This is a genomic window from Sulfitobacter sp. HNIBRBA3233, from assembly GCF_040149665.1.
In the GTDB taxonomy this organism is placed as follows: domain Bacteria; phylum Pseudomonadota; class Alphaproteobacteria; order Rhodobacterales; family Rhodobacteraceae; genus Sulfitobacter; species Sulfitobacter marinivivus.
This window is the reverse complement of record NZ_JBEFLP010000001.1, coordinates 2,039,571-2,059,683: the sequence shown is the minus strand read 5'-3', so window position 1 is coordinate 2,059,683 and position 20,113 is coordinate 2,039,571. Positions and strand designations below refer to the sequence as shown.

At 65.0% G+C, this 20,113-nt stretch carries 21 protein-coding genes; 9 read left to right on the top strand and 12 right to left on the bottom strand.

The window, feature by feature from the left end; translation table 11 throughout:
* The first annotated feature begins 57 nt into the window (after window positions 1-57).
* From ABMC89_RS10155 to ABMC89_RS10145, 3 genes are read left to right on the top strand one after another with little or no spacing between them, the layout of a single operon-like run.
* Window positions 58-513, top strand: coding sequence for a GNAT family N-acetyltransferase (locus ABMC89_RS10155; protein WP_349567778.1), 456 nt, complete (start codon window positions 58-60; stop codon window positions 511-513).
* A complete protein-coding gene (locus ABMC89_RS10150) occupies window positions 510-992 on the top strand; it encodes an RNA pyrophosphohydrolase (protein ID WP_349567776.1) in 483 nt (160 codons plus the stop codon). Before ABMC89_RS10155 ends, ABMC89_RS10150 begins: the two co-directional genes overlap by 4 nt.
* The gene (locus ABMC89_RS10145) at window positions 989-1,477 is read left to right on the top strand and encodes a hypothetical protein (RefSeq protein WP_349567773.1); all 489 of its coding nucleotides are present in this window, start codon (window positions 989-991) and stop codon (window positions 1,475-1,477) included. The genes ABMC89_RS10150 and ABMC89_RS10145 overlap by 4 nt, the downstream gene beginning before the upstream one ends.
* Here the strand turns inward: ABMC89_RS10145 and ABMC89_RS10140 are convergent.
* The 3 genes from ABMC89_RS10140 to nth are packed head-to-tail and all read right to left on the bottom strand — an operon-like array spanning window position 1,470 to window position 3,702.
* A complete protein-coding gene (locus ABMC89_RS10140; RefSeq protein ID WP_349567771.1) occupies window positions 1,470-2,063 on the bottom strand; it encodes a GNAT family N-acetyltransferase in 594 nt (197 codons plus the stop codon). The genes ABMC89_RS10145 and ABMC89_RS10140 overlap by 8 nt on opposite strands.
* On the bottom strand, window positions 2,063-3,052 hold the full coding sequence (locus ABMC89_RS10135; RefSeq protein ID WP_349567769.1) for an adenosine kinase: 990 nt from the start codon (window positions 3,050-3,052) through the stop codon (window positions 2,063-2,065). The genes ABMC89_RS10140 and ABMC89_RS10135 overlap by 1 nt, the downstream gene beginning before the upstream one ends.
* Window positions 3,049-3,702, bottom strand: coding sequence for an endonuclease III (gene nth / locus ABMC89_RS10130; protein ID WP_349567767.1), 654 nt, complete (start codon window positions 3,700-3,702; stop codon window positions 3,049-3,051). Before nth ends, ABMC89_RS10135 begins: the two co-directional genes overlap by 4 nt.
* A 61-nt stretch (window positions 3,703-3,763) precedes the next feature.
* Here nth and ABMC89_RS10125 point away from each other — a divergent pair, with 61 nt between their 5' ends.
* From ABMC89_RS10125 to ABMC89_RS10115, 3 genes are all read left to right on the top strand, one after another.
* Window positions 3,764-4,636: a methylated-DNA--[protein]-cysteine S-methyltransferase gene (locus ABMC89_RS10125; RefSeq protein WP_349567765.1), complete on the top strand. Its 873-nt coding sequence runs from the start codon at window positions 3,764-3,766 to the stop codon at window positions 4,634-4,636.
* Window positions 4,637-4,769: 133 nt separating this feature from the next.
* Window positions 4,770-5,444 carry a YiaD family glycine zipper/OmpA-like lipoprotein gene (locus ABMC89_RS10120; RefSeq protein ID WP_349567763.1) on the top strand — a complete coding sequence of 225 codons (675 nt, stop codon included), beginning with the start codon at window positions 4,770-4,772 and terminating at the stop codon, window positions 5,442-5,444.
* A 151-nt stretch (window positions 5,445-5,595) separates the two neighbouring features.
* Complete coding sequence (locus ABMC89_RS10115) at window positions 5,596-6,135, top strand: NADPH-dependent FMN reductase (protein ID WP_349567761.1); 540 nt, start codon at window positions 5,596-5,598, stop codon at window positions 6,133-6,135.
* Here the strand turns inward: ABMC89_RS10115 and ABMC89_RS10110 are convergent.
* Both ABMC89_RS10110 and ABMC89_RS10105 read right to left on the bottom strand, forming a co-directional pair.
* On the bottom strand, window positions 6,132-6,530 hold the full coding sequence (locus ABMC89_RS10110) for a VOC family protein (protein WP_349567759.1): 399 nt from the start codon (window positions 6,528-6,530) through the stop codon (window positions 6,132-6,134). The two genes, ABMC89_RS10115 and ABMC89_RS10110, sit on opposite strands and share 4 nt — an antisense overlap.
* A complete protein-coding gene (locus ABMC89_RS10105) occupies window positions 6,527-7,555 on the bottom strand; it encodes an NAD(P)/FAD-dependent oxidoreductase (RefSeq protein ID WP_349567757.1) in 1,029 nt (342 codons plus the stop codon). The genes ABMC89_RS10110 and ABMC89_RS10105 overlap by 4 nt, the downstream gene beginning before the upstream one ends.
* Window positions 7,556-7,614: 59 nt before the next feature.
* On the opposite strand from ABMC89_RS10105, the gene mnmC2 reads away from it, so the two are divergent.
* Together mnmC2 and ABMC89_RS10095 are read left to right on the top strand one after the other, a co-directional pair.
* Window positions 7,615-8,277, top strand: a complete 663-nt coding sequence (mnmC2, locus tag ABMC89_RS10100; protein WP_349567755.1) for a tRNA (5-methylaminomethyl-2-thiouridine)(34)-methyltransferase MnmC2 — start codon at window positions 7,615-7,617, stop codon at window positions 8,275-8,277.
* Window positions 8,274-9,143 (top strand): DMT family transporter, encoded by an 870-nt coding sequence (locus tag ABMC89_RS10095; protein WP_349567753.1) that lies wholly within the window; start codon window positions 8,274-8,276, stop codon window positions 9,141-9,143. The genes mnmC2 and ABMC89_RS10095 overlap by 4 nt, the downstream gene beginning before the upstream one ends.
* On the opposite strand, the gene ABMC89_RS10090 is transcribed toward ABMC89_RS10095, so the two are convergent.
* Window positions 9,108-11,084 carry a lytic transglycosylase domain-containing protein gene (locus ABMC89_RS10090; RefSeq protein WP_349567751.1) on the bottom strand — a complete coding sequence of 659 codons (1,977 nt, stop codon included), beginning with the start codon at window positions 11,082-11,084 and terminating at the stop codon, window positions 9,108-9,110. The genes ABMC89_RS10095 and ABMC89_RS10090 overlap by 36 nt on opposite strands.
* Before the next feature lie 152 nt (window positions 11,085-11,236).
* Here ABMC89_RS10090 and dapA point away from each other — a divergent pair, with 152 nt between their 5' ends.
* Window positions 11,237-12,109, top strand: a complete 873-nt coding sequence (gene dapA / locus ABMC89_RS10085) for a 4-hydroxy-tetrahydrodipicolinate synthase (protein WP_349567749.1) — start codon at window positions 11,237-11,239, stop codon at window positions 12,107-12,109.
* Window positions 12,110-12,205: 96 nt separating this feature from the next.
* Here the strand turns inward: dapA and ABMC89_RS10080 are convergent, their stop codons facing one another.
* The 6 genes from ABMC89_RS10080 to xsc all read right to left on the bottom strand — a co-directional run bounded on the left by ABMC89_RS10080 (window position 12,206) and on the right by xsc (window position 20,046).
* Entirely contained in the window at window positions 12,206-12,676 is a 471-nt protein-coding gene (locus tag ABMC89_RS10080) for a GNAT family N-acetyltransferase (protein WP_349567747.1), read from the bottom strand.
* Entirely contained in the window at window positions 12,673-13,545 is an 873-nt protein-coding gene (locus tag ABMC89_RS10075; protein ID WP_349567745.1) for a dimethyl sulfoxide reductase anchor subunit family protein, read from the bottom strand. The genes ABMC89_RS10080 and ABMC89_RS10075 overlap by 4 nt, the downstream gene beginning before the upstream one ends.
* The gene (locus tag ABMC89_RS10070; protein WP_349567743.1) at window positions 13,545-14,303 is read right to left on the bottom strand and encodes a 4Fe-4S dicluster domain-containing protein; all 759 of its coding nucleotides are present in this window, start codon (window positions 14,301-14,303) and stop codon (window positions 13,545-13,547) included. Before ABMC89_RS10070 ends, ABMC89_RS10075 begins: the two co-directional genes overlap by 1 nt.
* A gap of 85 nt (window positions 14,304-14,388) precedes the next feature.
* Window positions 14,389-17,214: a molybdopterin oxidoreductase family protein gene (locus ABMC89_RS10065; protein WP_349567741.1), complete on the bottom strand. Its 2,826-nt coding sequence runs from the start codon at window positions 17,212-17,214 to the stop codon at window positions 14,389-14,391.
* Window positions 17,204-18,271, bottom strand: a complete 1,068-nt coding sequence (locus ABMC89_RS10060; protein ID WP_349567739.1) for an acetate/propionate family kinase — start codon at window positions 18,269-18,271, stop codon at window positions 17,204-17,206. Before ABMC89_RS10060 ends, ABMC89_RS10065 begins: the two co-directional genes overlap by 11 nt.
* On the bottom strand, window positions 18,268-20,046 hold the full coding sequence (xsc, locus tag ABMC89_RS10055) for a sulfoacetaldehyde acetyltransferase (RefSeq protein ID WP_349567738.1): 1,779 nt from the start codon (window positions 20,044-20,046) through the stop codon (window positions 18,268-18,270). Before xsc ends, ABMC89_RS10060 begins: the two co-directional genes overlap by 4 nt.
* Window positions 20,047-20,113: the final 67 nt, after the last annotated feature.

The following is a 20,113-nucleotide window of genomic DNA, read 5'->3' as shown; positions in this document are numbered from 1 at the left end:
ACTCCAAACGCCGCGTCACGCTGCACGCGGACATCTGATGCAACTTCATGGGGTGGTATGCGGATCTACTGGCGGCCGGGCGATGCTGCGCATGATGACGCGCTCGGGCAGGTGATGTATGATGCGATACACATCGGCAATCCGCATTATACCCGGGCCGAGCGTACCGCGTGGCTGCCGGCACCCAACGCGGGGCCCGCATGGTCCGCGCGTCTGGAGGGGCAACGGGTGCTGGTGGCGGATATGGACGACCGGATCGCTGGCTTTATCTCGCTTGAGCGTGATCTGATCGATCTTGCCTTTGTCGCCCCGCGGGTGCAGGGACAAGGCGTGTTTTCGGCGCTTTACGCGAAGCTCGAAGATTTCGCGGAGGGGACGCGCCTGCGTACCTTTGCCAGCCTCGCCGCGCAGCCTGCGTTTGAGGCGCAGGGGTTTCATGTTATCCGGCACGAAACCGTGGCCCGCGGCACGCAGAGGCTGCGGCGCGCCGAGATGGAGAAGGTTCTGAAATGACACCAGAAGAGATTGCAAAACTGCCCTACCGGCCCTGTGTGGGCGTGATGATCGTCAACCGCGACGGCGGCATTTTCGTTGGCCAGCGGATCGACCGGGATCAGGACGCGTGGCAGATGCCGCAAGGCGGTGTCGATCCCGGTGAGGACGCGCGCGCCGCTGCCCTGCGCGAACTGGAGGAAGAGACAGGGATCACCCGCGATCTGGTAAAGGTAGAGGCAGAGACCGAAGACTGGCTGCCTTACGATCTGCCGCACGAACTGGTGCCCAACATCTGGAAAGGCCGCTATCGCGGGCAGGAACAGAAATGGTTCCTGCTGCGTTTCATGGGTACGGACGACCGGATCGACATCCAGACCGAGCATCCCGAATTTGCGGCATGGCGCTGGATCGACGCAGACGACATGCTGGCCGGTATCGTCCCTTTCAAACGCGACGTCTACGAACGTGTCGTTGCCCGTTTCAGGAAGCATCTATGATCCGTGCCCTTGCAGCCGCTCTTGTGATCCTGTCGCCCGCAGCGGCGCAGGCCCTATCCTGCCTGCCCCATTCGGTCGAGGCGGCCTATCTGGAAGCCGACGCTTCGGACGCGCGGTTCATCATCGTGCGCGGACGGCTTGATTTCGACCGCAGGGCGATGCCGAAGGTCGATTGGGACAACCAGCAGAACACGCCGCCGGTGACGGAAATCTCTGCCGATTTTCTGGGCAAGTCGCTGTCGGGCGGTGAATTCCGCCTGCCGTTCGAACGCGCGGTCACGCTGCGGGTCGAATGTATCGGCCCGTGGTGCGCCTCGGCGCCCGAAGGGGTCGATGTGCTGGCCTTCGTCGAATTGCGCGAGGACGGGCCGGACGTGATCGCGACGAACCCATGCGGCGGCTATCTCTTCGGATCGCCCAAGCCGCGCATGATCCGCGCGGTCAAGGACTGCGCCGCAGGCAAGTCCTGCGTGCCGGTCAGATAGCCGGAAACCAGCGCGCGGCGTCCCGGGGCAATGTCCCGTCGAGCCGTGGATCGGGTGCGATTTCAACCTGCCGCCTGAAAGCCGTAAAGCCGCTGCGCTGGTAGAAATCCAGCGCCTGCGGGCTGTCCGCCGTGCAGGTATGCACAGTCAGCCGCGAGATCGGCCGCGCCCAGGCGAGGCTGAGCGCCTTGTTCATCAGGTAGCGGCCCGCTCCCTTCCCGATCAGCGCCGGGGTCAGGCCGAAATAGGCCAGCTCGCATTCCGGCGGTTTGCGAAAGTCGAGCTCCAGCAGCGCCTCGGCCTGCCCATCCTTTTCGAGGGTGAAGACCTGCACATTCGCGTCCTGGATCACGTCGCGCAGGGCCTTGTCCGACATGCGCAACCGCTCGTTCCAGAGCCAGTCCTGCGATCCCACGCGAAAGAAGACATCCCTGTACCATTCCGGTGTGGGCCGCTCGATACGTCGAAAGGCAATGTCATCGGGCAGTGTGGCATCGGGCAGGTCCGGCAGCGCGTGCATCTCCAGATGCGTTACGATCACCGCGACGTGCCCTTCGGCAACGTCGTGAAAGCCGTCTGTCAGCATCAGATCAGGCCGGCGGTACGGAACTCTGCGAGCATGTCGCGTTCCGGGCGCGGGCCCACGTGCGAAATGACCTCGGCGGCGCAGAGGTTGCCCATACGCGCGCAGACTTCCAGATCGCGCCCCTGTGCCATGCCAAAGAGGAACCCCGCCGCGAACTGGTCGCCCGCGCCTGTGGCGTCCACGGGGACAACCCGGGTCACGGGCACGTCGACACGTTTGAACCCTTCGATGGCCGTCACCCCGTCGCCCGAGCGGGTACAGACCACGGTTTTGCAGATCTCGGTGGTGCGCGACAGCGCCTCTTCGAGGTCTTCGGTCTCGAACAGGGATTTGATCTCGGCCTCGTTGCCGATGACAAAGTCGAGGTCGTTTTCGATCATATGCAGGAAATCCGAGCGGTGGCGCTCGACGCAAAAAGGATCGGATATGGCGATACCGGCCTTGCCGCCGCCCGCTTTCGCGCTGCGCGCGGCCTGACGGAAGGCGGTCTTGCCCTCGTCGCGGTCGAACAGATATCCTTCGAGGAACATGATCTTGGCATTGCCGGTCACGTTCTGCGGCACATCCGCCGAACTCAGCCCGGTCGAGATGCCCAGATAGGTGTTCATCGACCGCTCGCCGTCGGGCGTGACGAAGATCATGCTGCGCGAGGTCGGCGCATCGCCGTCCGCCACCGGCGGATTGACGAAGTCGATCCCGTGGTCGGTCATCGCGCTGGCATAGAACCGGCCCAGCCCGTCGTCGCGCACGCGCCCGATGAACGCGGCCTGCATCCCCAGCGCACCGGCACCGGCGATGGTGTTGGCAGCCGCGCCGCCGGGGGTTTCGATACGCTCGCCCATGGCACCGTACAGGATTTCGGCGCGGTCCTGTTCGATCAGCTGCATGATCCCCTTCTCGATCCCCATGTTATCGAGAAAGGCGTTATCGGCATGGGTAATCACATCGACCACGGCGTTGCCGATGCCGACGATGTCGTAAGTCTTCATTCGGTCTTTTCCTTGAATTGGCAGAGATCGTTGATCAGGCAGGTCCGGCACAGCGGTTTGCGCGCCTTGCAATGATAGCGTCCGTGCAAAATCAACCAGTGATGCGCGTGCAGCTGGTACTCAGCCGGGATGTGATCCTCGATCGCGCGTTCGACAGTTTCCACGGTCTTGCCCGGAGCGATGCCGGTGCGGTTGCCGACGCGGAAAATATGCGTATCGACAGCCTGCGACGGGTGATGCCACCACATGTTCAGCACCACATTCGCGGTCTTGCGCCCCACGCCCGGCAGCGATTGCAGGGCCGCGCGCGAACTGGGCACTTCCCCGCCGTAGTCATCGACGAGGATCTGGCTCAGCTTGATGACGTTCTTCGCCTTCTGGCGGAACAGCCCGATGGTCTTGATATGCTCGGTAAGCCCTTCGAGACCGAGGTCGAGCATTTTCTGGGGTGTATCGGCGATCTTGAACAAGCTGCGCGTCGCCTTGTTCACCCCCGCGTCCGTTGCCTGCGCGGACAGCGCGACCGCAACGACCAGCGTGTAGACATTCACATGCTCCAGCTCGCCCTTTGGTTCGGGTTCAGCCGTGCGAAACCGCTCCATAATGGCGCGGATGGTGTGATAATCGAGCTGTTTGGACGGCTTTTCCATGGGCGTTGGTATGCGCAGGTTTCGGGTCGCGTGCAAGGCGGGCGTGGCATATTCTGGCGCCATGAACGATATCAGCCCCCCTCACAGCCCCGGCACCTCCGAGATGGCCTATCACTACGGTGTGATCCGCCGCGCGATCGAATTGATCGACGCCGCGCCAGAGCCGGTGACGCTGGACAGGCTGGCCGACGACATGGGGATGAGCGCCGCGCACTTCCAGCGCGTTTTCAGCGCATGGGCGGGGGTTTCGCCCAAGCGGTTCCAGCAATACCTGATGCTGGGCCACGCAAAGGCACTTCTGCGCGACAGGTTCACCACACTGGATGCCGCGACCTCGCTGGGCCTGTCGGGCACTGGCCGCCTGCATGACCTGTTTTTGCGGTGGGAGGCGATGAGCCCCGGTGACTACGCCAAGGGCGGTGCCACGCTCGAGATTTTCTGGGGCTGGTTTGACAGCCCGTTCGGCCCAGCGCTGGTCATGGGGACCGACAGGGGCATCTGCGGTCTGTCGCTGGCTGCGGAAGTGGGCAAGCCTGCCGCGATGGAGGATCTGCGGGGCCGTTGGCCTGCGGCGCGGTTTACCGAAGATCCCGCGCGTCTGCGCCCTTGGGTTCGCAGCGCCTTCGGGTTGGACAGCTCGCTGGAAAAGGTGCCACTCTACCTGATCGGCGCGCCGTTCCAGATCAAGGTGTGGGAGGCGCTGCTGCGTCTGCCGGAGGGGCAGGTCACGACCTACGGCACAATCGCCGAGGCCATCGGCGCCCCGAAAGCGGTGCGTGCGGTAGGCACCGCGGTGGGGCGCAATCCGATCGGCTATCTCATCCCCTGCCACCGGGTTCTGCGCTCTACCGGCGGGCTGGGCGGCTATCACTGGGGTCTGCCGATGAAACGCGCCATGCTCGCCTACGAAGGTGCGCGCGCCGACAGCCGCTGATTGCATGGTCATGGGCGGGATGTCGCCGATTTCGCGCAGAGTGACGTTTTGTCCTGCCGCCGGAAGGCTTATGTTAAGGGGTATCCCAAGACGCTTCGCCCGAACGAGGCCGCAACAGTAAGGCAGTAAGACTATGACGTTTACGAAATCCACCCTGGCCGCTTCAATGGCGGGCATCGTTGCCCTTGCGGGCTGTACCGATCCGAACGGGTCTATTCTGGCGCAGCCGGGCGATCCGAACCAGAAAGCCAAGAACGGCGCGCTGATCGGCGCGGCCTCCGGTGCCGTGATCGGCGCGCTCAGCAAAGGCGACGGCAACCGCGATCAGGGCGCGCTTCAGGGCGCGATCATCGGCGGCGCATTGGGCGCGGGCGTTGGGTACTCCCTCGACCGGCAAGAGGCCGAACTGCGCCGCCAGATGGACGCGCGCGTGGTCATCACCAACACCGGCGACCGTCTGATCGTGACCTTGCCACAGGACATCACGTTCAACACCGACAGCGCGGCCGTCAGCCCCGGTATTCAGGGCGATCTCGCAGCGCTCGCGCAGAACGTGCAGGTCTACAAGAACTCGACGTTGCAGATCATCGGTCACACCGACAGCGACGGAGAGGCGGCGTATAACCAGCAGCTGTCCGAAAGCCGCGCCCGCGCGGTTGCCGCCGTGCTGACATCGAACGGCGTTCCCGGCAGCCGGATCCAGACCTTCGGTCGCGGCGAAAGCCAGCCGGTCGCGTCCAATCTGACGCCCGAAGGCAAGCGCCAGAACCGCCGCGTGGAAATCGTGATCCTGCCAAACCCGGCCTGATCGCAGCCAGACCCGACAGACAGAACCCCCGGTGCGACTGCACCGGGGGTTTTTTAATGCGTGGATGCACAAAGGTTGTTCGGTGCCGTTGCTTGAGATTCCCGTTCGCCGGAACACCATTGGGTCAAACGGATTGAACGAGGAACGCACCATGACCCATAAACTAATCGGCATTTCCGGTTCGCTACGCGCCGAAAGCTTCAACACCAAGCTTTTGCGCGAGGCCGCGCGCCTGTACGGGGACGCGGAATTGACGCTCGCGGATATCAATTTCCCGCTGTTCAACGAAGACGACGAAGCCGCCCACGGCGTCCCTGCGGCGGTGGATGCGGTGGCACAGCAACTGGCGGATGCCGATGCCGTGCTGATTTCCACGACAGAGTACAACAAGGGCCCCTCCGGCGCGCTGAAAAATGCGCTCGACTGGATCAGCCGGTCGGACATCAAGCCGTGGGGCGGCAAGCCGCTGGCGGTGATGTCGGCGGCAGCGGGGCGTGCTGGCGGCGAACGCGCGCAGCTAATCCTGCGCAGCTTTATGGTGCCCTTCCGCCCCAAAATCCTGCAGGGACCCGAGATCCATCTGGCCAACTGCAGCGACCAGTTCGACGACAACGGTCATCTCAAGGGCGAAATCTACGTCAAGGAGCTGACCGAGCTGATGGAAGCGCTGAAGGCCCGCGTCGACGGCTAGACCCGATTGGCGATCTCGATCAGGTTTCCGTCGGGATCGCGCAAATAGATCGACACCAGCGGCCCGGTGGCCCCCGTGCGGGGCACCGGGCCTTCTTCGACGGTGATCCCTGTTTCGCGCAGATGCGACAGCCAGTCGGACAGGGGGGCCGAGGACAGGAAACACAGATCCGCCGATCCGGGCTGGACCTGTGCCGCCTTGGGCTCAAACTCGGCGCCGTGCAGGTGCAGGTTGATCTTCATCGCGCCAAAGCGCAGCGCGTGGCGGGTCGTGCCATCGGCCACGGTGAACACCTGCGCGGTCATGCCCAGCACATCGCGGTAGAAGGCGCATGTGGTGTCGATATCCGCCACGGTCAGAACCAGATGGTCGAGCGAATCGAGGGCGGGTTTCACAGGTTGTCCTCCACGCGAAACCCCTCGGGGATCGTGTCGCGCCCGTCCAGAACGAGGTCGGCCATGACCTGCGCGACCTTGGGCGCCATGCCAAAGCCGATCTTGAACCCCCCGTTGGCGATGAAATGCCCCGGCCGCCCCGGCCAGGGGCCCAGCATCGGCGCACGGCTGCGCGCGCGCGGGCGGATGCCAGCCCAGCGGGCCACGACGGGAGCGCTGGACAGCGCGGGCACGGCAGCGCGGGCGCGGGCGATCACCGCGTCCAGCTGCGCGTCGGTCGACAGATCGTCATACTCGCGTTCCGAGGTGGAGCCGATTGCCACCGTCCCGTCGAGATGCGGGATAATGTGGATGGTATCGGCGAAAAGCTGCGGCTTGCCTGCCGCGTCATACTCCAGAAGAGCGGCCTGCCCTTTCACGCCCGCGCCGACAAGGCGGGGATGTCCGGCGTTAAGCGCCTCAAGCCCCGCGATGCCGGTCGCCCAGACAACGGGCCCCTCGTCGGGGCCATCGCGGACGATATCGGCGCCGCGTGCGGTCAGCGCGGCCACAAGCGCGTCGCAGGCGCGGCGCGGGTGCAGATGCGCGCTGAGCGTATCGCGAACCAGCTTGCCCGTGGCGCTATCGGGGGCCCAGCCGTCTGCGGGGCGGTCTGTCACCTCCCAGATCGCATGGCCCTGCCAGAGCGTGCGGGCAGTCCCTTCGCGGCTGCGCGCCAGCGCCAGTGCCGCGTCATCGGCGATGGGCTGCAACCTGCCGCTGCGCGTGTAACCGGGATCGGTGCCGCCAGCCTCTGCCACCTCGGCCCAGAACCGTTCGGCCATCAGCAAACTGTCGAGCTGGAACGCCTTCTTGGGGTTCCAGTTTTCCGGCACATGCGGGGCGAGGGCACCGACGATGCCGCCGCTCGACCCGGCGCCCGGCCCAAAGGGATCGATCACGCGCACCCGCGCGCCGCGCTGCACCGCGGCCCAGGCGATCGACAGGCCGAAGATTCCCGCGCCTCGAATCGTCAGATCGGTCATTGCCACCCCTTCGGTTTGGGCGCAGATTGCGCCTGACTTCGGTGATATAGGGCAGGGCCGTGCAGGACCAGACCGCAGAACTTGAGTGGCGCGAGGGCGGTGTGCCGGTTTCGACCCGATTCGATGACCCGTATTTCAGCCTCGACAACGGCGCGGCAGAGACGCGGCACGTCTTTCTGGAGGGCAACGGCCTGCCCGCGCGGTTCCGCGACGGGTTTCACATCGCCGAACTGGGGTTCGGGACCGGCCTGAATTTCCTCGTGGCGCTGCAAGCTTTCCGCAACGCAGGCTGCGCGGGCAGGCTGCGCTTCACCAGCTTCGAGGCCTTCGCGATGTCCATGCCGGACCTGCGGCAGGCGCTGTCGGTCTGGGAGACCCTGCCGGTGTCCGTACTGTGCGATCTCGAAACATTTCCCCGCCGTGTCGAGGGCGCGGATTTCGTGCTCGAGGTCATCCATGGCGATGCGCGCGGCACCCTGCCCTGGTGGGAGGGCAGGGCGGACGCGTGGTTTCTCGACGGGTTCTCCCCCGCCAAGAACCCCGAACTGTGGTCTGCTGAACTCATGGCGCAGGTGGCGCGCCACACGGCGGCGGGTGGCACGGCTGCTACCTACACCGCCGCCGGTTTCGTCCGGCGCGGGCTGGAGGAGGCAGGATTTGCCGTGGAGCGGGTGCCCGGATTTGGCCGCAAGCGACATATGACGAAGGCGCGGATGACATGACCCAAAGCAACAATGTGCCTCTCGGTATCCTGCTGATGATCGTCACGACCTTCATCTTCGCGGTGCAGGACGGCATATCGCGCCATCTGGCGGCGGAATACAACGTGCTGATGATCGTGATGATCCGCTACTGGTTCTTCGCGGCTTTCGTGATTGCGATCGCGAAACGCCGTGCGGGCGGTATCCGTGCGGCGGCGAAAACCTCGCAGCCGGTTCTGCAGATCACCCGCGGCCTTCTGCTGTCGACCGAGATTTGCGTGATGGTCGCCGCGTTCACGGTGCTGGGTCTGGTCGAAAGCCACGCGGTCTTTACCTGCTATCCGTTGCTGATCGCCGCGCTGTCGGGGCCGGTGCTGGGCGAACGTGTCGGGTGGCGGCGCTGGGCGGCAATCGGGGTGGGTTTTGTCGGGGTGCTGATCATCCTGCGCCCCGGTGCGGCGGTGTTCGACCCGGCGGCCCTGATCCCGCTGCTGGCGGCGGCGATGTTCGCGGTTTACGGCCTGCTGACACGCTACGCGGGGCGCCGCGACAAGACCGCGACCAGCTTCTTCTGGACAGGTGTGGTGGGGGCCGTCGCGATGACCGCGATCGGCGCTGCCTTCTGGGAGCCGATGACCCGCCCTGACTGGGGCTGGATGATCTGCCTGTGTTTCACCGGCGTCACGGGCCACTGGCTGCTGATCCGCTGCTACGAGGTCGCAGAGGCCAGCGCGGTGCAGCCCTTTGCCTACCTGCAACTGGTCTTTGCCAGCCTGATCGGCATCTCGATCTTTGGCGAAACGGTCAGCACGAACGTCGCCATCGGCGCGACAATTATCGTGGCCGCTGGGCTATTCACCTTCTGGCGCGAACGCGTTCAGGGTTGAGCCGATGAGCTCTTCGTAGAAGGGGATCGGCAGCGCCTCGCGCCCCAGCCGTGCCCGGTAGATGGGCAGGCTCTCGGTCACCCGCATGACGTAGTTCTGCGTCTCGCGAAACGGGATCATCTCGATCCAGTCGACGATATCGATATCCCCGTCGCGGGGATCGCCGTAGTCTTCCATCCATCTGATCGGGCGGCTGGGCCCCGCGTTATACCCCGCCGACATCATCACCACGTTGCCGTTGAACCGCCCTGCCAGTTCGCTGAGGTATTGCGACCCCAGCCGCGCGTTATAGACCGGATCGGCGGTCAGGCGGTCGGTGGTGTGCTGGGGCAGGATCCCGAGCCCTTGCGCCACTTCCCGCGCGGTCGCGGGCATCAGTTGCATCAGGCCGCGCGCGCCGACGGAGGATTGCACGTCGGGATCGAATTCGCTCTCGCGGCGGGCGATGGCAAGGCTCATCTCGGGGGCCATGGGCAGGTCCGCATCCTTGAGCGGATGCAGCGCGTAATAGGGTGCTGCGATCTCCAGCCCGCGCTGGGCCGCCCGCTTGCCGATCATCACCGCGATATGCGGCTGCCCGGCGTCAATCGCGGCCTGTCCCAGAAGATGCAGGTCGTCCTCCATCAACTGTCCCGCCAGGTGGGTCCAGAAGCGTTCTGCAAGGTCCAGCTCGCCGGAGGCCTGCAACAGCAACCCCGCCTCGAACAGCGGCGCGCGTGCCAGAGGGCTGCTGCGCCAGTCCTGCTCCGGCGGCAGGCCTTTGAGTTTGTCGGGGAAAGGCACGCCCGCGCGTTCGGCGGCCAGCAGGCCGTAGAAAGAGGTCTGGAAATCCGCACCGGCGCGGTAGGCCGCCATCGCGCCCTCCGTGTCGCCCGCGACTTCGAGCGCGCGGCCCTGCCAGTATCCCGCGCGGCCCTGGCTGATGGGGGATTCAACAACGGAATCGTGGTTCTGGAAATGGGCCAGCGCGCGGCGGGGATCTTTCAGGAACCGCAGCGCGATATAGCCCGACAGCCATTCCAAATCGGCGTAGTCCGACCCTTCCGTCAGAAAATGACGCGAGGCCATCGCGTAGGCGCGCTCAGGATCGCCCGACCGCATTTCGCCGCGCGCCAGTGCGCGTCTGCGGTTGCCCCATGCCGCCGGATTGCCGAGCGCCTCGGCGCTGGTCGAAGCGGCGAGCATCAGGTCCTTGGCATCTTCGACGCGGCCTTCGCGGATGCGCCATTCGAAACGTGCGTGGTTCAGGCCGCCGGTGTTCTGGATCGCTTCTGGCAGGTCCTCGAACAGGCTGGCTGCATTGCCGAGCCGCCGGTTGAGCGCGATACGCACTTCTGCGGCCATGCGGGCATCATCGCTGACCAGATCGTACATCTGCCGCGCCTCGTCGTATTCGCGCTGCCAGATCATCGCATCGAGGCGGGCGTCATGGTGGGGCTGCAGCAACGTGCCGTAGCTTTGCAAGAACGCTTCCTGCTCGCCCGCGTCCATCGGCAAGGTGCGCCATGCCAGAACCACGTTGGCCTGCGCAAGGCCCAGTTTGTCGGCGCGTGTCAGGGCGGCTGCATGGGCCAGCACGCCGCGGGGTGTCTGCGCTTCGTAGGTCTCGAAAAACGACAGGATGGCGGCGTCGCCTTCGGCGATCACCACGGGCTCGGACCGGCGGCGCAGGTAATCCTCGCTGGGCCAGTCGGGGCGGCGCGACAGGAAATCGATGACTTCGGCATAACTGCCAGCGGCGGCGCGCAGCTTGTGCCACAAGATGACGTCGCGCGCGGCGGCACCGTCGCGTTCCGCGATGCGCAGTGCGGCGTCGAAATCACCGGTGCGCAGGGCATCCATGGCCCAGCCCAGAGGGCGGGGGCGTTGCTCCGATACGGCCGGTGAACCCAGTGCACAGATCAACAGAAGGGCCGTCAGCAGACGCGTCATGGCTTGCATTTCCTATCTCGCTAAAGGTAGAGCGATAGACCATAGCGCATCGCCCGAAGGGTTCAAACGGGGGGCGTTTCTTTTCACGGGGTCTTGATGTCTTGTCCCCAGTCTTTTCACGGTGGCCCTTTCGGTCTCCAGCACAACAAAGGAGCGTGCACATGTTCACAGGTTCCATGCCTGCCCTCGTCACGCCGTTTCAAGGCGGCGAGCTGGATATCGAAACGCTGAAAAAACTCATCGAATGGCACATCGGCGAGGGAACCAACGGGTTCGTCCCGGTAGGCACTACCGGCGAATCGCCGACCCTGACCCACGAAGAACACGAACGCGTGGTCGAAGAAGTCGTCAAAGCGGCAGCCGGACGCGTTCCCGTGATCGCGGGCGCGGGCAGCAACAACACGCTTGAAGCCATCCGCTTTGCCCAGCACGCGGAGAAGGTCGGCGCTGACGGCATCCTTGTCGTCACGCCCTATTACAACAAGCCGACCCAGCGCGGCCTGATCGCGCATTTCACCGCTGTCCACGACAGCTGCTCGCTGCCGATCATCATCTACAACATTCCGGGCCGGTCGGTGATCGACATGACGCCCGAAACAATGGGCGAACTGGCCAAGCTGGAGCGGATCGTCGGCGTCAAGGACGCGACAGGCGATCTGGCGCGCGTCTGTGACACACGCCTGACCTGCGGGCGCGATTTCATCCAGCTGTCGGGCGAGGATGCGACAGCCCACGGCTTCAACGCGCAGGGCGGGGTCGGCTGCATCTCGGTGACGGCGAATGTCGCACCGAAGCTGCTGGCAGAGATGCAGGCAGCCTGCGCCAAGGGCGACTACGCAACGGCGCTGAACATTCAGGACCTGCTGATGCCGCTGCACAAGGCGATCTTTGCCGAGCCGGGTCTTGTCGGTGTGAAATACGCGATGTCGCGTCTGGGGCTGTGTTCGGAAGAGGTGCGTCTGCCCCTGACCGGTCTCAGCGACAGCACCCGCGCGCTGGTGGACGCAGGTCTGCGCCACGCGGGGCTGATCTAGCGCCTTATCGCGGGAACCTGCGGGTGGGGGGCAGCCTCCTCCCGCGCGGGTTTCGGGCGGGCTACGGGGCCGGAAGAGAGCCTTTCGCGCGACAGCTCAGGGCAGGTTGCGCGCAAGGCGCGGCAGGTGGCGTCCGGGCACAGAGCCCGAAGGGACATCGGCGATCCAGTTGAATCCCAGCGACATGTAGAATGGCACCGCCGCCGGATCGGCATCGAGCGTGAGCCGCGCCAGCCCCATGCCCAGCGCCTCGCGGTGCAGGCGGCGCCAGAGCATCCTGCCAAGCCCCATCCGTTTGTGATCCGGATCGATGAAGAATGCGTGCACTGTGCCGGTCACCTTGTCGCGTCTGCGCAGCGCCGCGCAGCCCAGCGGCACGCCCGCGCGTTCCGTCAGCCAGAAGCGCATTGTCAGGACATCGCCCGGGCGGATGCGCAATTCCTCGGCGCAGGCCGCCATGAAGGCGTCGTCGTAGCCGTTGGACCGCTTGGACCGGTAGACAAGCCGCGTCAGCGCCGCTGCATCCGCAGGATCTGCGGGCCGCAGGATGATGTCGGGAAGGATCATCTTTTACCGTAGTAGAGCCCAACCACATGTTCGGCTTCCGCAAAGAACAGCCAGCGCGCGCAGAGCACGCCCGCGATATGCGCGACGACGGCCAGAAGCGCCATGAAATGGTTGAAAGGCAGCATCAGCAGAACGATGGGCGCGCCGGCCATCAGGACAAGCGCGATGAGCCTGAGCTTGCGGCTGTGCTTGCGGCCAATGACAAAGACGAATTCGCGCAGCAGGTAATTGGTGCCCGTATGCGGAGGCTCGAAGGCGCGCACGCGGCCCATCTGGCCCAGCCGCGTCGCACTGTCCATATCGGTGCCGCTTGCGGCCAAAGCGCCGTCGCCGCGGATCCACGTGAACGCCTGTACCGCAGCCGCCAGAACCAGCAGCAGCACCGCCCAGACAACCTGCCCCGACAGAAGCGCCCCGCCGGCAAGGCACAGGGACAGGAAATTCGCGGGCGTCAGCGGGGTGTGCCAGCGCGGCACGGTGCGCAGTTGCCCGTAGATCATCGAGGTCGTGAAGACAGTCGCAAGTGATGCCGCCGCCCCGATCAGCCCGACGATCGTCCAGCGTTGGCCGAAAAAGACCAGCCCCGCCCCGTAGACTGCCATCACCAGCAGCGCCACGACGGCGCACCATGCCTCGCGGCTGAGCCAGCTTGTCCGCCACTGTGTGAAGGCCTTCAGCGCGCGTTCCGGATGGCCGAGATGGAAGGTGGAGGAAACAAGCCCGCCCACCGCGAGAAGATAGGCGATCGTGAAAAACGCGAAAGCGGTCCAGCCGGTGGCGCCGGGCATCCCAAGACCGAGGAACACCAGCAGACCGAAGCCGAGCCCCGAGAAGGTGGAGAAGATGATGACGGAAGGCGCGGGATGCATCAGAGTTTCTCCAGCGTCTTGTCGAGCCAGCCCAGAAAGCCCTTTGTGTCCTGCGCCACGGGCTCGAGGAAGGGCGCGAGGATGTCGATCTCCTCCGCCGTCTGCGACAGCGTGTCCTTCGGGCGGGGCGGCAGGTATTTGTTGACCGGCTTGGTGCCCTGTTCGGGCATCAGGTCGACACCGCCGCGCTCGGCCACGAGCTGGCTGACGGCGCTGTTGGGATCACCGAGATCGCCGAAATGGCGCGCACCGGCGGGACAGGTGCGCACACAGGCCGGTGTGCGGTCCACTTCGGGGAGGTTTTCGTTGTAGATGCGATCGACGCAAAGCGTGCATTTCTTCATCACGCCTTCGGCGACATCCATTTCGCGCGCGCCGTAGGGGCAGGCCCAGGCGCACAGGCCGCAGCCGATGCAGTCGCTCTCGTTGACCAGCACGATGCCGTCCTCGGCGCGTTTGTAGCTGGCACCGGTGGGGCAGACGGTGACGCAGGGCGCATCTTCGCAATGCAGGCAGGATTTGGGAAAGTGAACCAGTTGCGCCGTGCCCTGCGCCGGCGTCACCTCGTAGCTGTGCACACGGTTCAGGAATGTCCCCGACGGGTCCGCGCCGTAAGGGTCCTGATCCGACAGTGGCGCGCCGTAGTTTTCCGTGTTCCAGCCCTTGCAGGAGATCACGCAGGCGTGACAGCCCACGCAGGTATCGAGGTCGATCACAAGGCCGAGCTTTTTGGCGGTGGTGGCGGGCAGTTCGGTCATGCGGGTGCTCCTTGCGGGCGTCGGACCGGGGCGCTGCCCCGGACCCCGGAGTTTTTCGGCAAATTGGAGGCGGGACGGGTTTGGTTCATTCGCCGACCTTCCATGCGAGTTTGTCGGGGCCGGTGCCCACGGGCGACGCCAGCGGCGGCATCGCGGGCCTGCTCTGGCCGTCAGCGGGGGCCGCAACCTTGCGCAGAGCGACCTTGAGGTCAAACCACGCGGCCTGACCGGTGATCGGATCGGAATTGGCCCAGCGCAACCCGTCGCCCCTGGGCGGCAGCAGCTCGTGGATCAGATGGTTGAGCAGGAAGCCCCTGGTCGCCTCCGGCGCGTCCTTGTCCAGCGCCCATGCGCCCTTGCGCTTGCCGATGGCGTTCCATGTCCAGATCGTGTTTTCGTTCAGGGCGGCCATTTCCATGACCGGCACGGTGATGCTGCCGTGGGGCGAGGTAATCTCGGCCCAGTCGCCATCGGCGAGATCGTTGGCGCGCATCAGTTTCGTTGGCAGATACATCGGGTTGCGCCCGTGCAACTGGCGCAGCCACGCGTTCTGGCTGCCCCAGGAGTGGTACATCGCCATCGGGCGTTGGGTGAGCGCGCTGATCGTGTAGCCGTCGTTGCCGTGCTGGTCGGTCTCGTACCAGATCGGCAGCGGCGACATCTTCTCGATGATCCGCGCCCGCAGATGGTCGGGGGGCTGGCGGTCGCCGTGGCCTTCGGCGGCGCGCTGGAAGCGCCGAAGGGGTTCGGAATAGAGCGTGAAGAGATAGGGCTGCGGCGCGTCGAAGAGACCCATCTTAACGGCCCAGCCCTGATAGGCCATGTTCCACGGTTTGTAGTATTTCGCGGCATCCGGAATGTGTTCTGCGAAAAATCCGCCGTTGGCGATGTAATTCTCGATCTGGCTTTCGTTGACGCCGCCGCGCCCGGCCTGCAGCCCCGCCTCCCCCGTGCGCCACCCGGCAAGCGGGCCGATGCCGGGACGGCGTTCGTGGTGAATGATGTAATCGGCGTAGTCGGCGTATTTCTGGCTGCCGTCCGCGTTGACGAATGCAGGCAGGCCCAGTCTGGCCCCCAGATCGCACAGGGCGGACTGGAACCCCTTGACGTTGCGATCCGGTTCGACCACCGGCCAGCGGATCGCGTCGGCCACGGCATCGGCCTCGCAGATCGGCCGGTCGAGCAGGGAGATGCAGTCGTGTCGTTCCAGATAGGTGGTGTCCGGCAGGATGAGATCGGCGTAGGCCACCATTTCCGAGCTGTAGGCATCGGAGTAGATGATGTGCGGAATGACGTATTCGCCGCTCTCGTCGCGGTCGGTCAGCATCTCCTGAACGCCCGTGGTGTTCATCGATGAATTCCACGACATGTTCGCCATATACATGAAAAGCGTGTCGATCTTGTAGGGATCGCCCGCGTGTGCGTTGGAGATGACCATGTGCATCAGGCCGTGCACCGACATCGGGTTTTCCCAGGTGAATGCCTTGTCGATGCGGGCGGGGCTGCCGTCCTCTTTCAGAGCCAGATCTTCGGGCCCGTGAACGAACCCCAGATGCGGCCCGTTCAGCGGCGCCCCCGGGGTCATGCCGGTATGCGGGCGCGGGTGGGCGGTCGCGGGCTTGGGGTAGGGCGGTTTGAACCGGAAGCCGCCGGGCACCTCGACCGTGCCGAGCAGGATTTGCAGCGTGTGCAGGGCGCGGCAAGTCTGGAAGCCGTTGGCATGGGCCGAGATGCCGCGCATCGCATGAAAGCTCACGGGCCGGCCTGTCATCTTCTGGTGGGTCTCGCCGCGGAAATCGGTCCATTCCTGATCCAGCTCGAACGCCTCGTCGAATGCCACGCGGGCAAGTTCCGCGGCCAGCCTGCGGATTCGCGCGGCGGAGATGCCGACGGTCTCGGCGACCGCTTCGGGCGCGTAACGCGGGTCGAGATACATCTCGAGCATCCGGTGGAACACCGGGCGGTGAGTGACCCCCTGCGCGCGGTGGGTGGCGGTCAGATCGGGGCGCACGCCCTTGCGGTCGAAGGGCGCAGGTTTGCCGGTGGTGCGGTCAATGACCAGATCCTTGCCCTGTTCGTCGCGCAGCTTCAGCCCGTAGTCGGGCGATTTTTCATCGCCGTTCAGCAACACTGCTGCGTCCGTATACTGCGCGAGGTAGTGGAAATCGATCTTCCCGGCTTTCATCAGGCAATGGATCATCGACAGGATGAACAGCCCGTCCGTGCCGGGCGTGATCCCGACCCAATCGTCGGCGACGGCGTTATAGCCGGTGCGGATCGGGTTCACCCCGATCACCCGCGCGCCGCGCGCCTTGATCTTTCCGATCCCCATCTTGATGGGGTTGCTGTCGTGGTCCTCGGCCACGCCGAACAGCATGAAAAGCTTGGTATGGTCCCAATCGGGCTGGCCGAACTCCCAGAATGCGCCGCCCATGGTGTAGATGCCCGCTGCCGCCATGTTCACGGAACAAAAGCCGCCGTGGGCGGCGTAATTCGGGGTGCCAAAGCTCTGCGCCCAGAGCGAGGTAAAGCTTTGTGACTGGTCGCGGCCGGTAAAGAACGCGAGCTTCGACGGATCGTTTTCGCGGATGGGTTTCAGCCAGCCCGCCGCGATGTCATAGGCCTCGTCCCAGCTGATTTCCTCGAACTTGCCCTCGCCGCGATCCCCCACCCGTTTCATCGGCGCGCGCAGGCGCGAGGGCGCGTTGTGCTGCATGATGCCCGCGCTGCCCTTGGCGCAGAGTACGCCCTGATTGACGGGATGATCGCGGTTGCCCTCGATATAGGCGACCTTGCCTTTTTTCATATGTACGTTGATGCCGCAGCGGCAGGCGCACATGTAGCAGGTCGTCTTGCGCACCTCGTCCGAGACGTCGGGGCTGAGATCCAGGTCGGGTTGCTTATGGCTCATCCGGGGTCTCTTTCATCAAGGTGTCGGTCTGGCGGGCGATAAAGGCTTCTTCCGCGGCGGGGATCACATGGACGGGCACATCGCCGACCCAGTGGAGATAGCTGCGGATATCGTCGCGTATCTGTTGCGCATTCTCACCTATTCCGCCGGTGAAGGCTATGGCGTCGATGCCGCCCATCGCGGGGATCAGGCCAGCGGCGTGGCGCGCGGCCCAGTAGCAGAAATGCGCAATCGCGAAACGCGCCTGCGGGGTGTCGCTGGCTTCGAGTGTGCGCATGTCGCTGGTCAGGCCCGAAAGACCCAGAAGGCCGCTGCGCTGGTTCAGCAGGGTTTCCGCCGCGTCCACCCCCAACCGGCGGGCCAGTTCCAGCACCGCGCCGGGATCCATGTCGCCGCTGCGGGTGCCCATCGTCAGCCCCGCCAGTGGCGAATACCCCATGGTCGTCGCGACGGACTGCCCCTCCAGAATAGCGCAGGCCGATGCGCCGTTGCCCAGATGCAGCGCGAGCAGCCTGCGCGGCATCCCCCCCTCCGAGTGGCGCAAGGTATCGACCATTGCGGCATAGCTGTTGCCGTGAAAGCCGTAGCGCATCAGTCCGGCTGTCGCCGCGTCCTGCGGCAGCGCATAGCGGCGCGCGACCTCGGGGGCGGTGGCATGGAAGGCGGTGTCGAAACTGGCGCATTGCGGCAGATCGGGCGCGGCCTGCGCGACCCAGTCGATCGCGGCAAGGTGGTGGGGGTTGTGAAGCGGCGCGAGGGGGATACAGGCGGCAATTTCCGCGCGGACGGCGGGGGTGATCCGCACCGCCTGCGTCAGCCGCGTTCCGCCGTGCACGACACGGTGGGCGACCGCCCTCAGACCCGCAAGGGGCAGCCCCTCGGCGGTCATGCGCGACATGACTTCGGTCAGCGCGGTCGCGTGGTCGCGAAAGCCGCCGGTGCCGATACCGGCGGCCTCGGTACGGGCCACGGCGCGCAGATCCCCGTCAAAGGCGACTGCCTTGATCGACGAGGAACCCGCGTTCAGAACGAGGATCGGCGCGCCGCCTGGCCTCATACTGTCTGTTCGCGCATGTCTGCCGGATCGATACCCGCCACTGGCACCGGTTTTTTCATGGCATCGCGGCGGAACGGCTCTCCGAGTTCCTGATTGATCATCGCTTCGATCAGGGTGGTCTTGCCGTGTTTCATCTGGTCCTCGATCGCCTTGTTCAGCGCCTCGGTCAGCTCTTCCTGCGTGCGGGCCACGACGCCCTGCAGGCCACATGCTTGGGCGATCCCGGCGTAGGACACTTCCTCGTCCAGCTCGGTGCCGACGAAATTGTCGTCGAACCACAGGGTCGAGTTCCGCTTCTCCGCGCCCCACTGGTAGTTGCGGAAAACGATCTGCGTGATCGCGGGCCACTCGCCGCGGCCGATGGCTGTCAATTCGTTCACCGCAATGCCAAAGGCGCCGTCACCGGCAAAGCCCACGACCGGCACGTCTGGGCAGCCGATCTTGGCGCCGACGATGGCGGGCAGGCCGTAGCCGCAGGGGCCAAACAGGCCCGGTGCCAGATATTTGCGGCCCTTGTCAAAGGAGGGATAGGCGTTGCCGATGGCGCAGTTGTTGCCGATGTCCGACGAAATGATCGCCTCGGTCGGCAGCGCCGACTGGATCGCGCGCCACGCCATGCGCGGGCTCATCCAGTCGGGTTTGGCCGCACGGGCGCGTTCGTTCCAGGTGGTGCCGGGATCGTCCTGTTCCTCGTTCATCGAGGTCAGTTCCTGCGCCCATGCCGATTTCGTCTGCGCGATCATCGCCTTGCGCTCCTCGCGGTCGATGTCGCCCGCGCTGTCCGACAGTTTCTCGGTCAGGGAACGGGCGACTTTTGCCGCATCGCCGACGATGCCCACGGTCACTTTCTTGGTCAGGCCGATCCGGTCTGGGTTGATGTCGACCTGAATGATCTTGGCGTCTTTCGGCCAGTAATCGATGCCGTAGCCCGGCAGGGTCGAGAACGGGTTCAGGCGCGTGCCGAGGCACAGAACCACATCCGCCTTCGAGATCAGCTCCATCCCCGCCTTCGACCCGTTATAGCCCAGCGGACCTGCGAAAAGCGGATGGCTGCCGGGGAAGGCATCGTTGTGCTGGTAGCCCACGCAGACCGGCGCATCGAGCCGCTCTGCCAGCGTCTTCGACGCTTCGATCCCGCCCTTGGCCAGTACCACGCCTGCACCGTTCAGGATGACGGGAAACTTTGCCTCCGACAGCATCTTGGCGGCGGCGTCCAGCGCCTTCTCGCCGCCCGAGGGGCGTTCGAACTCGACGATTTCGGGGATCTCGATGTCGATCACCTGCGTCCAGAAATCGCGCGGCACGTTGATCTGTGCGGGGGCAGAGGCGCGCTTGGCCTGAATGATCACGCGGTTCAGCGTCTCGGCGATGCGGGACGGGTCGCGGACCTCTTCCTGATAGGCGACGCAATCGGCAAAGAGGTTCATCTGCTCCATCTCCTGGAAACCGCCCTGACCGATCGTCTTGTTCGCCGCCTGCGGCGTGACCAGCAGCAGCGGCGTGTGGTTCCAGTAGGCGGTTTTCACCGCCGTCACGAAATTGGTGATGCCCGGACCGTTCTGCGCGATCATCATCGACATCTTGCCGGTGGCGCGGGTATAGCCGTCCGCCATGAAGCCGCCAGAGCCCTCGTGGGCGCAATCCCAGAAGGTGATCCCGGCCTTCGGGAAAATGTCGGAAATGGGCATCATGGCCGACCCGATGATCCCGAAAGCATGTTGGATGCCATGGCGTTGCAGCGTTTTGACGAAGGCTTCTTCGGTGGTCATCTTCATGTCGGGCTTCCTTGGAAAAAAGGGCGGGGAATCGGGCGTTTGACCGAGTGTAAGCGCTTGTCATTTC